The organism is Bacillus sp. F19 (assembly GCA_023823795.1).
Taxonomy (GTDB): domain Bacteria; phylum Bacillota; class Bacilli; order Bacillales; family Bacillaceae; genus Bacillus_P.
Genome location: CP085710.1, coordinates 1,100,796 through 1,114,175, shown reverse-complemented (window position 1 = coordinate 1,114,175; position 13,380 = coordinate 1,100,796). Strand labels below are relative to the sequence as shown.

Here is a 13,380-nt window from a genome sequence, read left to right as displayed (position 1 = left end):
GCATGGCCAGTTCTTTTCTTGTATTCTTACAGGCTTGTTACCCCAAATATCGCTGATAAATCTTCTTGGCTTCAGCCATGTCTTTTGTTCCATGAATCAGGGCACGGCCGTCACGGAATACGACAACCCTCTGATGTTCTGTCTGAAATGAAAGTAAATACGGATTTGCAGTGATTTCTGTTACCGCTCTTCCAAGTACTTTTGCAAGCTCCTTAAAGTTCATTTCTTTAGCGACTGCCGGCCTTATTTGAACCGTATCTCTGCCGCAGAGAACCGACGTTTTCACACTGTTGCTGCGTGATAAAAATGGATAAACGGCAGAGTCCCCGCATGATGGACAGGCTTCATCTTTTAATGCATGCACTTTTATTTGTGAAAATTGATTTCTCCAAACATCAAAAGAAAGCAATTCTTTTCTCACCTGATCCGCTGCCCCGGTTAACAATTTCAGCACTTCCCCTGTTTGATAAGAGGCAACCATTTGGACCGCCGGACTAATAATGCCAACTGTATCGCACGTCTGGCCTTCCATTGGAATTTGCTTTAAAAGGCAATTCAAACATGGCGAGAGTCCCGGTATGATTGTATAAGTGAGGCCGTAGCTTCCGACACATGCCCCGTAGATCCACGGAATGCCCTGCTTAAGCGCTGCATCATTTATAACAAGACGAGTTTCAAAGTTATCCGTCGCATCTACAATAACGTCTGCATGCTGACTGAATGCAAAAATATTATCAGCTGTTACATCTTCAATGACCGCCTGGACTTCCACTTCATGATTAATCTGGGAAAGTCTTTGTTTTGCAGCAGCAGCTTTAGGAAGACGCAAAACCGCATCTTCTTCAGTGTAAAGCTGCTGGCGCTGCAAATTGCTCCATTCGACGTAATCACGGTCCACAATCGTTAGTGTGCCGACACCCGCACGAACAAGCATTTCCGCATTTGCTGTCCCAAGAGCTCCCGCGCCGATGATTAACACATGACCATTTCGAATGTTCTGCTGTCCTGTTTCTCCTATTGGAGAGAATAAGATTTGCCTAGAGTACCGTTCCATTTAGGATGTAATCATTCCTTCTTCCGGGCTGCTTGCAGATGCATAGGTTTTTACTGGTATTCTGCCTGCCTCAAAGCTTAATCTTCCTGCTTCAATGGCAAGCTTCATAGCCGCTGCCATTTTGACCGGATTGCCTGCAGCTGAAACAGCAGTGTTTAACAGCACACCATCCGCTCCAAGCTCCATCGCTTTTGCAGCATCTGCAGCTGATCCAATCCCTGCATCCACAATAACCGGCAGTTTCGTTTGTTCGATAATAAATGATAGATTCAAAGGATTGATAATGCCCTGTCCTGAACCGATTGGAGACGCGCCCGGCATAATCGCATGAACGCCTGCTTCTTCAAGTCTCCTCGCAAGCACGACATCATCAGACGTGTAAGGAAGTACAATAAATCCTTCCTTGACAAGCTCCTCACTTGCTTTTAAGGTTTCAACAGGATCGGGAAGCAATGTTTTCGCGCACCCGATAACTTCTACCTTAATCATATCACATAACCCTGAAGCCTTAGCGAGTTTGGCGATTCTGACAGCTTCTTCAGCCGTTTTTGCACCAGCTGTGTTCGGCAGCAGCGTGTAGCGCGAAAGATCAAGCTGCTCCAGAAAATTAGGCTGAGACGGTTCAAAAATATTCATTCTTCTCACCGCGAATGTTAAAATATCAGCTTCAGCTGCATTTACCGCTTCTTTTTGAATGTCAAAAGAGGGATACTTTCCCGTTCCAAGCAGCAGTCTTGATTGAAAGGTTTTTCCAGCAATCGTTAACATAAATTATCCTCCTCCTACAAAATGAACAATTTCAAAAACATCCCCATCATTAATAACTGTTTTCGCGTATTCTTCTTTGGCTATTATTTCTGAATTATATTCCACAATGACGATTCTTTTGCTCACCTCATAAAAAGCAAGCAAATCTTGAACGGTGCGCACAGAAGACTGCATATCTATCATGCTGCCATTCACTTTAATGTTCATAGTTTCACCTCATCTGCACGGTCCATTCTAAAAGCGTGAACGTATTCTTCAGCTGCCGGTCTATTAAAAAATAAATCTCTGATCATTTCACCTGTTTTGGGAGCGAGCAGGATGCCATTTCGGAAATGCCCTGTTGCCACAAAGAGATTCGGAATGCCCTGATGCTTGAAAATAAAGGGCTTGCTGTCGGCTGTTCCCGGCCTTAATCCAGCCCATGCACGATGAAAACTGGCATTTTCAATTGCCGGCATAATTGTAACTGCTTTATTCAAGAGAGCAGCGATTCCCTGTACGGAAGGCTCAGTATTCCAGGTTCCTTCTTTCATCGTTGCCCCAATAACTATAGTTCCATCAAGCTTTGGCACAAGATAACAGCTTTCATGAAAAACAGTAGACGATAGTTTTCCATCTTTCATTGTCACAGACAAACATTCGCCCTTAACAGGATGAACAGATATATTACGTGTTAAATCCTTTATCAGCCGGCTGCTCCATGTGCCATTTGCAAGTATAAGAGCTTCGCAAAAAAACGTATCTTGAGGCGTTTCAATTTCATAGTGGGAGCCTTCAAATCTGCTCACTTTGTATACTGGTGTGTTTTCAAAGATTTTTCCGCTCATCAGCTGAATGGCTTTTGTAAAAGCTTTGCACAGAGCAGCTGGAGTAAGCTTTCCATCTTTTTCAATTTTCAGAGCCCCGTAAATCGCATCTGTTATGTCTTTTTCATATTCTAGGACTTTTTCTTTGGAATGCCATTCTACATCCTTTTCTATTTCTGCTCTTTTTTTCAAAGAATCGGCTTCCTCGGCCGTCATTGCCAGTTTGTACATTCCATTGTATTGAAGCTGGATGTCAATTCCGCTTTCAAGCAGCAAATCATGAGCTAATTTTGGATAAAGTGCCTGGCTTTCTTTAGCAAACCTGAAAAAAGCATCGTCCTTTTCAGTTTCAGTATGGGCTCCGAGCATACCCGCCGCAGCACTGGATGCTCCGCTGCCTGTTTTTCCGCTTTCAAATACCGCAACTCGAAGACCGGCTTTCGCTAAATAATAGGCAGAGGCAAGCCCAATGACTCCTCCGCCGATAATGCCCGCATCAAATAAAGGCTTCAATGGCCCATCCCCCTTTTTAACTGATCAGCAAGTTCAAGTGCCGCATGATTTGGCTGCTCCGCTGAAAAAACATAGGACATCACGGCTGCTCCCTCAATCTTTAAATCTCTTAGATCAGGAATGACAGCAGGAGTGATTCCTCCAATTGCAATGACTGGAATGCTGACAGATTCCGCTATTTCCGCAAGCTTGCTTATCCCTCTTGCTTCTAGACCATTTTTTGATGATGTTTGGAACACATGCCCGAAAAGGAGACGATCTGCCCCATTTTCAGCACAATATACTGCTTCAGCAGCAGTGTGGACGGAACAGCCTACCTCAAGATGCGGGAAGCGCTGTTTCACCAGTTTCACATTGAAGCTGTGCGATGGGAGCTGAACCTGGTGCAAACCAGAAAGAACAGCTGCATCCACACGGTCATTCATGACAAGCTTTGATTTTGGCACCCCATTTTGATGGAGCGCTTCAATCAAGTCGATCAGTTCCCCAGCCGATTTATTCTTTTCTCTAATATGAATGGCATCTGCAGCTGTATGTATATCTGTGATGATTTTCACGAGCTCTGCAGCAGTGTGCCGTCCATCTGTGACAAGATGCAATTTCACTTTTGCATCAGCATGGTTTGTGTCTCATCCCATGCTTCCATCTTTTCCGCCATATCCCAAAAACGATATTCATACATCGAGCTGATGAGAAAGTTTTCTTTCATCATTTGTCTCTCGTGATCACTTGCACGCAGAGCAAGCTCGTCAAATCTTGCAACCTGCTCGAGGACAAGCTCTTTAAACCAATCACCGTGATAAGTCGCAATCCATTTCTCATAAACTTCATCACCCGGCTTGCAATCTTTCAGGTGCTCCCCGACTTCATAATAGAGCCAGTAGCATGGAAGCAGAGCTGCAATGATTTCACCAAGATTTCCTGTCGCAACTGAACGGTACATATGGGAGGTGTAAGCATACGCAGTCGGCGATGGTTTAAATTCCTTCCGTTCGGTGTCCGTGATCCCAAGCAGGACAGAAAATTGCTGATGCAAAGATAGCTCTGCCTCATAGGTTCCCTGCGAATGAACGGACATCCGGTACGTTGTATGCAAGTCAGTGGCCATAGCCCCTGCAAAAGCCTGTACTTTTGCAAAATGGGTTAAGTAATAAGAATCCTGCATCACATAATATTTAAATTTCTCTTTTAAAAGGCTGCCTTCACCAATCCCTTTTACAAAAGGATGTTCAAAGCTTCCTTCCCACCATTTTTTTGCATACTCCCGGCATTCTTTTGAAAATGACATGTTTTATTCCTCCTCATTTTTAGTATAAAAACGGCAAAAAACCACTTTTCGAATAGAAAAGTGGTGTATAAATAGACCTTTACACCACTTCCCTACGCTGGTTTTAGCCAGATCAGGTTCGGAGGGTCTTGAAGGCAAACTTCAATCTCAGCCCTTCTAAAAGGGCTCCCCTAGCGGTCGTTCATATATTATTTTAGAAATATTCACATGTACATCATACCATGCTCAAAGAAACTTTCAAGTCATAATTATCAACTTTTATGGAACTCAAGCTCTTGTCTGAGCTCATCCACATATTCAGCAGATCCAGTCAGAATCAGTAAATCTCCGCGTTTCAGCTCTGTATCCCCATGCGGCACAATCGATTCATTTTCCCTGAAAATACGGACAAAAATGACGTCGCCTGTAAATGGAAAGCCGCGGAGCACCATGCCATCGTAGCGTCTGTTGTTCATTTTTATCTGATAAAGCGCTGAATCGTTATTGGTCAGAATCTTCATGATGCCTGGTGCTTCAATAAGAGCCCTTAGCAGGGTTTTAGTAGAAAGCAGCACAGAGAAGACATCAATGTCTTTCGCTCTTAGCTGCTCGTCTAATAACGGTGATGAGATGCTGGCAATCACCCGCCCAACTTCAACCTCTTTTGCAAATAGGGCGATTTCAGCATTCGTATCCTCATCGCCTGCAGCAGCAATAAGGATATCTGCTTCAAAAACTCCCTGGGACTGCAGGGTCTCGATTGAGTAATCTTCAAGCTCCTCAATTTGAAACAATGATTCAGCGATCTGCTGTTCATTTTTATCGACATGAGTATGATACACCGTTGTATCGTACATTTTCGGATTTAACTCGCGCGTCACTGGAAGTGTCATTTGATTGGCTCCTATAAAAGCTACCTTCACCTTCTTTTGCGAAGACAGCTGTTCAGGGAATAGCTTCTTAAACCCAATCGGAGTAAAAATACTCGTCAGAACAGCCGTTAAAATGAGCGCACCCGACATTTGAGCATCAATCACATTTACTCTTTCTCCAATGGTAGCTGCCGCAATAACAAGGGATAGGGTTGATGTCAGCAAAAATCCTGAAGCAAGCGTTGTTTTTGTGTCATACCATCTCTTCAGTAAATAAATCGGCACAATTTTAGAGATCAGCAGCGCAATAAACAGCAATGGGATCAGCATTAAAATTTTTGGATCCTCAAACAGCGACCATACATCAAGATCGACACCAACCATAACAAAGAAGATCGGTATCAAAAATCCGTACCCGAAGGAATCCATTTTCTGAACCATTTCTTTATTTGGGGAAAGCAGTGAGACTAGAACACCCGCTAAAAACGCTCCTAAAATGTTCTCTGCCCCGATTGTTTCTGATAAGGCAACAAGGACAATGATCAGAGTGAAAATAGCTCTTGTCCCAATTTGAATCGTGCCTTTAGACATCGTTTCTATGAATGATCTGCTCTGAAAGGTTTTGCCGAGAAAATATAAAGCAATTCCAGCACCAAATAACAGCAGAAGCAGCCATGTATTTGTATTTTCTCCTCCATATATCGATGCAAACACGGCAAGAAGAATCATCGTCACTAAGTCAGCTATGACAGCAACGAGCAAGATAATCTGACCGATATTCGATTTCATAATGCCTGCATCCTTCAGTGTAGGGACCACCACTCCGAGTGATATGGTTGAAATGATCAGCGTCATCAAGAAGGCATTTTCAATAAAACCAAGGAAAACAAACAGATACGATAAGAGCAGAGACAATATAAAGATGCCAACAAAGACAAGAAAAGAAACGGCAAACGTATTTGGCGCTTCCTTCCCGCTCGGCAGCTTTTCTTTCTTCCGTCCACCGATAAAAGCAGTGAAATCAATTTCAAGTCCGCTCAAAAACATAAGAAAAATAAAACCGAGCATGGATAGCGTTTCAAGCCACATATCCTCCTGAACAAGATTGAATCCGCTTTTCCCGATAATGATCCCCATAATAATCTCGGCCACTACGACAGGCATGACTTTAATTTTAAAGCGATGCAGCAGGAGAGGGGTTACAAAAGCGGCTAACAGTACGATAACTAGTGATGAAAAGGAAGCTCCATGCACAGTATTTCCCTCCTAACTGAATCTAGATTAAATATTGCATGAACAATGTAGCCATACCAAAATAAATAAGAATGGAAATAATATCATTAATCGTTGTAATAAATGGGCCTGATGCAACAGCTGGGTCAACTTTCAGCCGATGCATCACAAGCGGAACAAAAGCGCCGGCGATTGTCGAAACAGTCAGGGTTGCAAGAATGGAAATGCCAACTAAAAGACCCAGGAAGAAATCATGCTGCCAGAAATAGACGACGCCTGTTACTAGAACTCCGCACACGGCACCATTGATAATCCCTGTACCAGCTTCTCTGGCAATAATTTTAAAATTACTGCCTTCTTCAAGGTCTCCCATCGCTATTCTTCTGACGGCTACCGCAAGTGCCTGAGTACCAGTGTTCCCTGCCATTCCGGCAATCAGCGGGATAAAAACAGCAAGAATGGCCACTTTATTAAGCGTTTCTTCAAACTGTCCTATTAAATTTGCCGTTAACATTCCGAGAAATAAAAGAATCACAAGCCAAGGCAATCTTTTTTTAGCGGCTGACAGAGGACTCCTGTCAATGGAATCCACATCAGATACAGCTGCAAGCTTCGAATAGTCATCAGATGCTTCCTCGTCGATAACATCAACGATATCATCAACCGTTATGATTCCTAAAAGATGATTCTGAAAATCAACTACTGGCAGAGCAAGGAAATTATAGTCTCTCATTTTTCTTGCTGCATCTTCCTGATCTTCGCCCACAGATACGGAAAATACCCGTTCACTCATAATTTCGCCAATCATGAGATCATCATCGCTGACTATTAAATCACGAAGCGAGATAACGCCCACTAGATGCTTATCTTCATCGATTACATAAAGATAGTAAATGGTTTCAGCGTCAGGAGCTTCATGCTTCAAAATATGCATGGCCGATTTGACAGTCTGATTTGCAATGATGGCAATGAATTCTGTGGTCATGATACTTCCTGCCGTAAATTCCTCGTAGTGCAGGAGTTCACGAATTTCCTGTGCAGCTTCATCATCCATGATGGTCAGATAGCTTGCTGCCTGATCTTTGTTTAATTCGTTAAGCACGTCTACCGCATCATCCGCGTACATGTGCTCAAGCATTTGTGATGCAAAACGCGGATCCATTTCGGATAAATACATTTCGTAATTGTATTCTTCATCTTCAATATTCTCAAAAAGAGCAGCCATTTCTTCAGGAGACAAATAATGATAAAGCTTCAATCGCTCCTCTTGCTCAAGCTTCACAAAGATTTTCGCCTGATCATATGGATGCTGCTCCAAAAACATGGAGCGAAACCCGTCTAGATCTTCGTTTTCCAAAGCTGTTACTAGTTCCGCAGCTTCAATCTCTAATTTTTCTCTTTCATCTGACATCCAGAGTCTCCTCCTTCCCCAATCCGTTCCTATATTAAAGCCAAGACATCAAAATGTCATCAAATTGTGATACATTTTATTTACATGCAGAAACATGCACTGCACTAGCGTTTGCGCTCTGTACAGTCGTTTTTTCCTTGTGATAAGGTAGCATGTTTTGTGATGTTTTACAAATGAATCCTTTGCAAATTCATCAATTTTCGCTAAGATTGATAAAGTGAAACTTCATTCACAGGGAGCTTATTCCCCACTGTTTGGTGGTTCATAAAAAAATATGATTCATTGCAATATTAGTTTTTTAATAGAAAGGGATCCATAATGAACACAGATAAATCCCCACAGCAGCAGTTAGACTACACACTTATTTTTATCATGTTTTTAATGGCGCTGACCAGTGTCATTGCGATAAGCAGTGCCCAACCTACTCTACCCGAAAAATTGCAGAATATAAACTTTGCTTTTCTTCAGATTAAATGGTACATCATCGGTATTATCGCAGTCATCGGAACAATGGTCATTGATTTTGACCGTTTCAAACAGCTCTCATGGTATTTATATGGATTTGGGATGGTTTTGCTATTGGGGCTTGAAGTCCTGCCGTCGCCTATTGTAGAGCCGATTAAAGGTGCAAAAAGCTGGTATACCCTTCCTGGAATCGGTAATTTCCAGCCATCGGAACTGATGAAAATTTTTATGATTATTGTCCTTAGCAAAATCATTACAGACCACCGGGAAAAATACGCCACAAATACAGTCAGAGATGACCTGCTCCTGTTAGGTAAAGTATTTGCCACAGCGGCACCTCCCATACTCCTGCTGATGAGACAGCCGGATACGGGGATGACAATGGTCTTTTGCGCCATAATCGGCTCATTAATTCTTGTCTCGGGGGTTAAATGGAAAATCATCTTCAGCTTTATATTATCATGTGCCGGAATTGCCGCTCTAGGCGTATTTATTTTTTTCACATTTCCGGATTTCTTCAACAAGTACATTTTAGACACCAATTCTTATAAACTTGATCGTATTTATGGCTGGCTTAATCCTTATGAATATTCCAGCGATATCGGATTTCAGCTTATCAAATCTCTTCTTGCAATTGGATCGGGTGAGCTTTACGGAAAAGGCTATCAGCAGCTTGAGGTTTACTTGCCTGAAGGACATACAGACTTTATTTTCGCCATTATCTGTGAGCAATTCGGATTTATCGGCGGCAGTATCGTGATTTCCCTTTTCTTCCTTCTAATCTACCGGATGATTCATATTGCACTTGAGAGCAACGATCCATTCGGAAGCTTTTTATGCACAGGAGTCATCGGCATGATCACGTTTCAGGTTTTCCAAAACGTCGGCATGACCGTCGGCCTCCTGCCAATTACAGGACTCCCGCTTCCTTTTATCAGTTATGGAGGAAGTTCACTTGCAACCTATATGATTGCCATCGGCATTGTTTTAAATGTCAGATCACGAACCAGAAAGTATATGTTTGACTAATGAAATCCGTTTTCATAACGGGTTTTTTCTTTTATCCTGAATTCTTTTCTTTCTTTATTGGAACGATGAAGGTATATGATATTTTTGATTCTTTAAAGATATCTGCTATCATCTTAGAAAAAGAGACAAATGAGGACGGGTTTAGATGAAAATTGATATTATCGGTGATATTCATGGCTGTTTTGACGAGTTTTGCGAGCTTACGGAAAAGCTTGGCTATGATTGGAATAATGGGTATCCTGTTCACAGCAGCAGAAAACTCGCTTTTGTAGGAGATCTGGCTGACAGGGGACCCCATTCTATAAAAGTAATCAAGACCGTTATAAAAATCACTTCGAACCAAGCAGGATATTATGTGCCAGGCAACCACTGCAACAAACTTTACCGCTACATGCTCGGAAACAAAGTCCAAGTTGCACACGGTTTAGAAACGACAGCGGCAGAACTCGAAGCATTGGGAGAAGAAGAGCGAAAGGATGTCTATCAGAGTTTTATGAAGCTCTACGATCAATCTCCTCTCTATCATGTCCTCGATGAGGGCAGACTGGTCATTGCCCATGCAGGAATCAGGGCTGACTACATAGGAAAAACGCACAAAAAAGTAAAAGAATTTGTGCTTTACGGGGACATAACCGGCCAGACTAACCCTGACGGAACTCCTGTCAGAAGAGACTGGGCAAAGCTTTACAAAGGTAAACCGTTAATTGTCTATGGGCATACACCTGTACGCAAAGCACGGTTTGTCGGCAATACGGTGAACATTGATACTGGAGCAGTATTTGGAGGTTATTTAACAGCGCTCAGATATCCTGAAAAAGAGATTGTTACAGTCAAATCATCTTTGCCGTATGACGAATCAAGGTTCCGGGAGATGGATTGAAGAGCCTGAAATTAGTGTGAAAGTAAATCTATTTTCGAAATCATCGGATTTAGCTGCGAAAAATAGAATTTGATAAAAAGATCCTTTTTATTTTCGAAAACCCACTTTTAATCATCGAAAAAGACTCATGCCGTGCTCAGCATGAGTCTTTCTTATTTATCACCGATCGGATATCATCCGGCAAATCAATCTTGAAGTTCATTTCTTTTTCCAGAAACGGATGAAAAAATGACAGTTCAGCACTGTGCAGCGCCTGCCTTGATAGAAGACGATGACTGCCTCCATATAAACTGTCGCCGCATAGCGGATGGCCGATGTGGGACATATGAACTCTTATTTGATGCGTTCTTCCTGTTTCAAGCTTTAGGGAAACAAGTGTATTGCATTCTGAATTCGCAATAGTATTGTAATGTGTAACAGCAGGCTTGCCATCATCTCTGACAGTCCGTTCTATAATGCTGTCCTCTTTCCTGCCGATCGGCTCAGAAATTGTGCCCTGCTTCACCAAAACTTTCCCTTCAACCAAAGCAAGGTAAGTCCGTTTGATTCCGTGCTGCTTTTGAAGGGAAGAAAACAAGGAGTGTGCGAAACGATGCTTAGCGACAAGCATTAGCCCAGATGTATCCTTATCCAGACGGTTGACAACATGAATGGTTGAAGCGATCCCTTTTTCCCTGTAATAAAAGAGCAGACCATTTGCAAGCGTCCCGCCTGGATGTTCACGCGAGGGAATGGTCGGTAGATAAGGCGGCTTATTAATGACAAGACACCATTCATCTTCATATACAATACCAAAGTTTACTTTTTCAGGAAGCATGCCTGAACTTGGCTTTTCAACAGGAAAGATGACTTTGAGCTCATCCCCTGACTTAAGCTCGAAGCGGACGGTTGCATGTTCACCATTCACTAAAATGCATCCGCCTCCGAACTTGATATCTGTTAAAGCGCGCTTTGATATATTCTTTTCCTTAAGATAATCCCGAATGAGCATGCCTTCTTTTGCAGCAGGGATTGTCCATGTTAATTGAAACGCGTTCACAACGATCTTCCTCTCAGGATCCTATTCGGAAATAAATGAGTCGCGGACTCTTTTCCAGAATGGAAATGGCCTGAATCTCGCAAACCTGATTTTTTCATTGGCAACGCGGCATTGAATCGATTTTACGTCTTTATGCAGAACCGTTAAATGATCGATGGTGATTTGGAAATCAACATCATTAACCGGCTTTAATAAACAAGTATGATGATCCGGCAAAACAAGAGGCGAGCCTACTGTTCTGAATACCCGGTTATTGATTGATGCCATCTCCGCAACCTGGATCGCAGGAATTGACGGATGCAAAATAGCTCCTCCGAGAGCCTTGTTATAAGCTGTACTTCCTGAAGGTGTAGACATGCACAGACCGTCGCCCCGGAAGGTTTCAAAAATCTGGCCTTTGATTTCAACATCCATGACAAGAGAGCCTTCAATCGCTTTCACGGTACATTCATTTAAGGCAAGATAGCGGGCTTCCCGTCCTCCGTCATTATGTCTGATGATAACTTCAAGCAGCGGATATTCAACAACCTGATATGGTGTCTTCGCAATCGCAATCACAAGCTTTTCAATTTCATCCGGAACCCAGTCGGCATAAAAACCCAAATGACCAGTATGTACTCCTACAAATGCCGTTTTATCAAGCCTGCTGCGGTAGCGGTGAAAGGCATATAAAAGTGTCCCGTCTCCTCCTACTGAAATCACAATATCAGGCTTATCCTCATCATATTCGAGATGAAAATCCATTAAATAGGCTTTCATCTTATGCATTAATGTATTTGAAACGGTATCTCCTTTAGATGTGACCGCAAATTTCATAACAGCATGCCCCTTTATTCATCATTTATCTTTCGTTTCTGTTTTCCTTGAAAAAATGACTTGTGCATCTCTTATTTCTCCGCGTATCTTTGACATCTCTTCATCTAAAAGAAAAGCTGCTTCCGCTGATCTTTTCAGCCTGATTTTAATGTCTTCGGGGAAATTCCCGCTGTACTTGTAATTAAGAGAGTGTTCAACAGTTGCCCAAAAATTCATCGCAAGCGTTCTGATTTGAATTTCCACCAAAATGCTTTTTTCACCTGAAACTGTTTGAACAGGATATTTGGCCACTACATGGTAGGAGCGGTATCCGCTTGCTTTTTTTTGCGAAATATAATCACGTTCTTCAATGATTTCAAAATCATTCCGCTGTCTGAGCATTTCGACGACAAGCTTTATATCATCTACAAACTGGCACATCATGCGAATGCCAGCTATATCCTGCATTTCAGTCTCAAGCGCATCAAGCGAAATATTTTTGCGTCTTGCTTTATCAAGAATACTTGCAATGGGCTTAACTCTTCCAGTAACAAATTCAATCGGAGAATGGCTGCCTTCTAGTTCATATTGCGCTCTTGTCCCTCTAAGCTTCACTTTCAACTCATCAACCGCCTGATGGTACGGTGCTAAAAATACTTCCCATTTTCTTCCGATCATAGCCTTCCCCCTCGTCATTTAGAAAAGCGCAAGCGCCCGTTTAGCTCAGACATGGCAGAAGAATCCGGCAGAAAAGTCCGGGTTAGACTTTTTTGGCGGATTTGTTCTGGCAAGAGTTGGGCGACTCCGCTTGCCGTCAATGCGCAAACTTTATCTGACATGCTTTTTTGTATTAGTCATTTAAGCCAAATGTCTCAACGACTTTCTTTTCCATTTCTTCCCCATAGTTTGCGTTACCTTTAATATTTTCAAGCAAATAGGATAATTCATCAAGGATATCTGTCAGCTCAATCGTCAATCCGTTTACATTCAGATCTAATGGTATCCCGCTGTCTAATGCCGTTTTCAGCTGCGGCCAAACCTCAGCTGGCAGGTTTGTGTAAATAAAATCTTCATTATTATCCATTATGTAAATAAACGCCAATTGATCGGAGTCGACCAGCATCTGTCCCTTTGCAGTCAAACCATTTAAATCATCCTCTTCAAAAGGCATCGCTTTAAGTATCATTCTTTCTTGATCAAGTACAGCTTCATTCACTTCAATTCTTCGTTTCATAAAAATCTCCTTCC

14 protein-coding genes and 1 riboswitch are annotated in these 13,380 nt (G+C 42.4%); of the genes, 2 read left to right on the top strand and 12 right to left on the bottom strand.

What is annotated here, in order from left to right; all coding sequences use genetic code 11:
• Positions 1-37: 37 nt before the first annotated feature.
• From LIT25_05650 to mgtE, 8 genes are all read right to left on the bottom strand, one after another.
• Entirely contained in the window at positions 38-1,054 is a 1,017-nt protein-coding gene (locus tag LIT25_05650) for a thiazole biosynthesis adenylyltransferase ThiF (GenBank protein USK34836.1), read from the bottom strand.
• Positions 1,055-1,822 carry a thiazole synthase gene (locus LIT25_05645; GenBank protein ID USK34835.1) on the bottom strand — a complete coding sequence of 256 codons (768 nt, stop codon included), beginning with the start codon at positions 1,820-1,822 and terminating at the stop codon, positions 1,055-1,057.
• A 3-nt stretch (positions 1,823-1,825) separates the two neighbouring features.
• Positions 1,826-2,029 (bottom strand): sulfur carrier protein ThiS, encoded by a 204-nt coding sequence (thiS, locus tag LIT25_05640; protein ID USK34834.1) that lies wholly within the window; start codon positions 2,027-2,029, stop codon positions 1,826-1,828.
• Positions 2,026-3,141, bottom strand: a complete 1,116-nt coding sequence (thiO, locus tag LIT25_05635) for a glycine oxidase ThiO (protein USK34833.1) — start codon at positions 3,139-3,141, stop codon at positions 2,026-2,028. The genes thiS and thiO overlap by 4 nt, the downstream gene beginning before the upstream one ends.
• On the bottom strand, positions 3,138-3,746 hold the full coding sequence (gene tenI, locus LIT25_05630; protein ID USK34832.1) for a thiazole tautomerase TenI: 609 nt from the start codon (positions 3,744-3,746) through the stop codon (positions 3,138-3,140). The genes thiO and tenI overlap by 4 nt, the downstream gene beginning before the upstream one ends.
• The gene (gene tenA / locus LIT25_05625) at positions 3,743-4,429 is read right to left on the bottom strand and encodes a thiaminase II (protein USK34831.1); all 687 of its coding nucleotides are present in this window, start codon (positions 4,427-4,429) and stop codon (positions 3,743-3,745) included. The genes tenI and tenA overlap by 4 nt, the downstream gene beginning before the upstream one ends.
• 72 nt (positions 4,430-4,501) lie before the next feature.
• Positions 4,502-4,611: riboswitch (TPP riboswitch) on the bottom strand.
• A 69-nt stretch (positions 4,612-4,680) separates the two neighbouring features.
• Entirely contained in the window at positions 4,681-6,534 is a 1,854-nt protein-coding gene (locus LIT25_05620; protein USK34830.1) for a monovalent cation:proton antiporter family protein, read from the bottom strand.
• 22 nt (positions 6,535-6,556) lie between these two features.
• Positions 6,557-7,924, bottom strand: coding sequence for a magnesium transporter (mgtE, locus tag LIT25_05615; GenBank protein USK34829.1), 1,368 nt, complete (start codon positions 7,922-7,924; stop codon positions 6,557-6,559).
• Between the two features lie 318 nt (positions 7,925-8,242).
• Here mgtE and LIT25_05610 point away from each other — a divergent pair, with 318 nt between their 5' ends.
• Together LIT25_05610 and prpE are read left to right on the top strand one after the other, a co-directional pair.
• Positions 8,243-9,418, top strand: coding sequence for an FtsW/RodA/SpoVE family cell cycle protein (locus LIT25_05610; protein ID USK34828.1), 1,176 nt, complete (start codon positions 8,243-8,245; stop codon positions 9,416-9,418).
• 145 nt (positions 9,419-9,563) lie between these two features.
• The gene (gene prpE, locus LIT25_05605; protein ID USK34827.1) at positions 9,564-10,298 is read left to right on the top strand and encodes a bis(5'-nucleosyl)-tetraphosphatase PrpE; all 735 of its coding nucleotides are present in this window, start codon (positions 9,564-9,566) and stop codon (positions 10,296-10,298) included.
• Positions 10,299-10,434: 136 nt separating this feature from the next.
• Here the strand turns inward: prpE and LIT25_05600 are convergent, their stop codons facing one another.
• The 4 genes from LIT25_05600 to LIT25_05585 all read right to left on the bottom strand — a co-directional run bounded on the left by LIT25_05600 (position 10,435) and on the right by LIT25_05585 (position 13,366).
• Positions 10,435-11,337 carry an RluA family pseudouridine synthase gene (locus tag LIT25_05600; protein ID USK34826.1) on the bottom strand — a complete coding sequence of 301 codons (903 nt, stop codon included), beginning with the start codon at positions 11,335-11,337 and terminating at the stop codon, positions 10,435-10,437.
• Between the two features lie 21 nt (positions 11,338-11,358).
• Positions 11,359-12,153 (bottom strand): NAD kinase, encoded by a 795-nt coding sequence (locus LIT25_05595; GenBank protein USK34825.1) that lies wholly within the window; start codon positions 12,151-12,153, stop codon positions 11,359-11,361.
• Between the two features lie 21 nt (positions 12,154-12,174).
• Positions 12,175-12,810, bottom strand: coding sequence for a GTP pyrophosphokinase family protein (locus LIT25_05590; GenBank protein ID USK34824.1), 636 nt, complete (start codon positions 12,808-12,810; stop codon positions 12,175-12,177).
• A gap of 172 nt (positions 12,811-12,982) precedes the next feature.
• Positions 12,983-13,366, bottom strand: coding sequence for a hypothetical protein (locus LIT25_05585; protein USK34823.1), 384 nt, complete (start codon positions 13,364-13,366; stop codon positions 12,983-12,985).
• Positions 13,367-13,380: the final 14 nt, after the last annotated feature.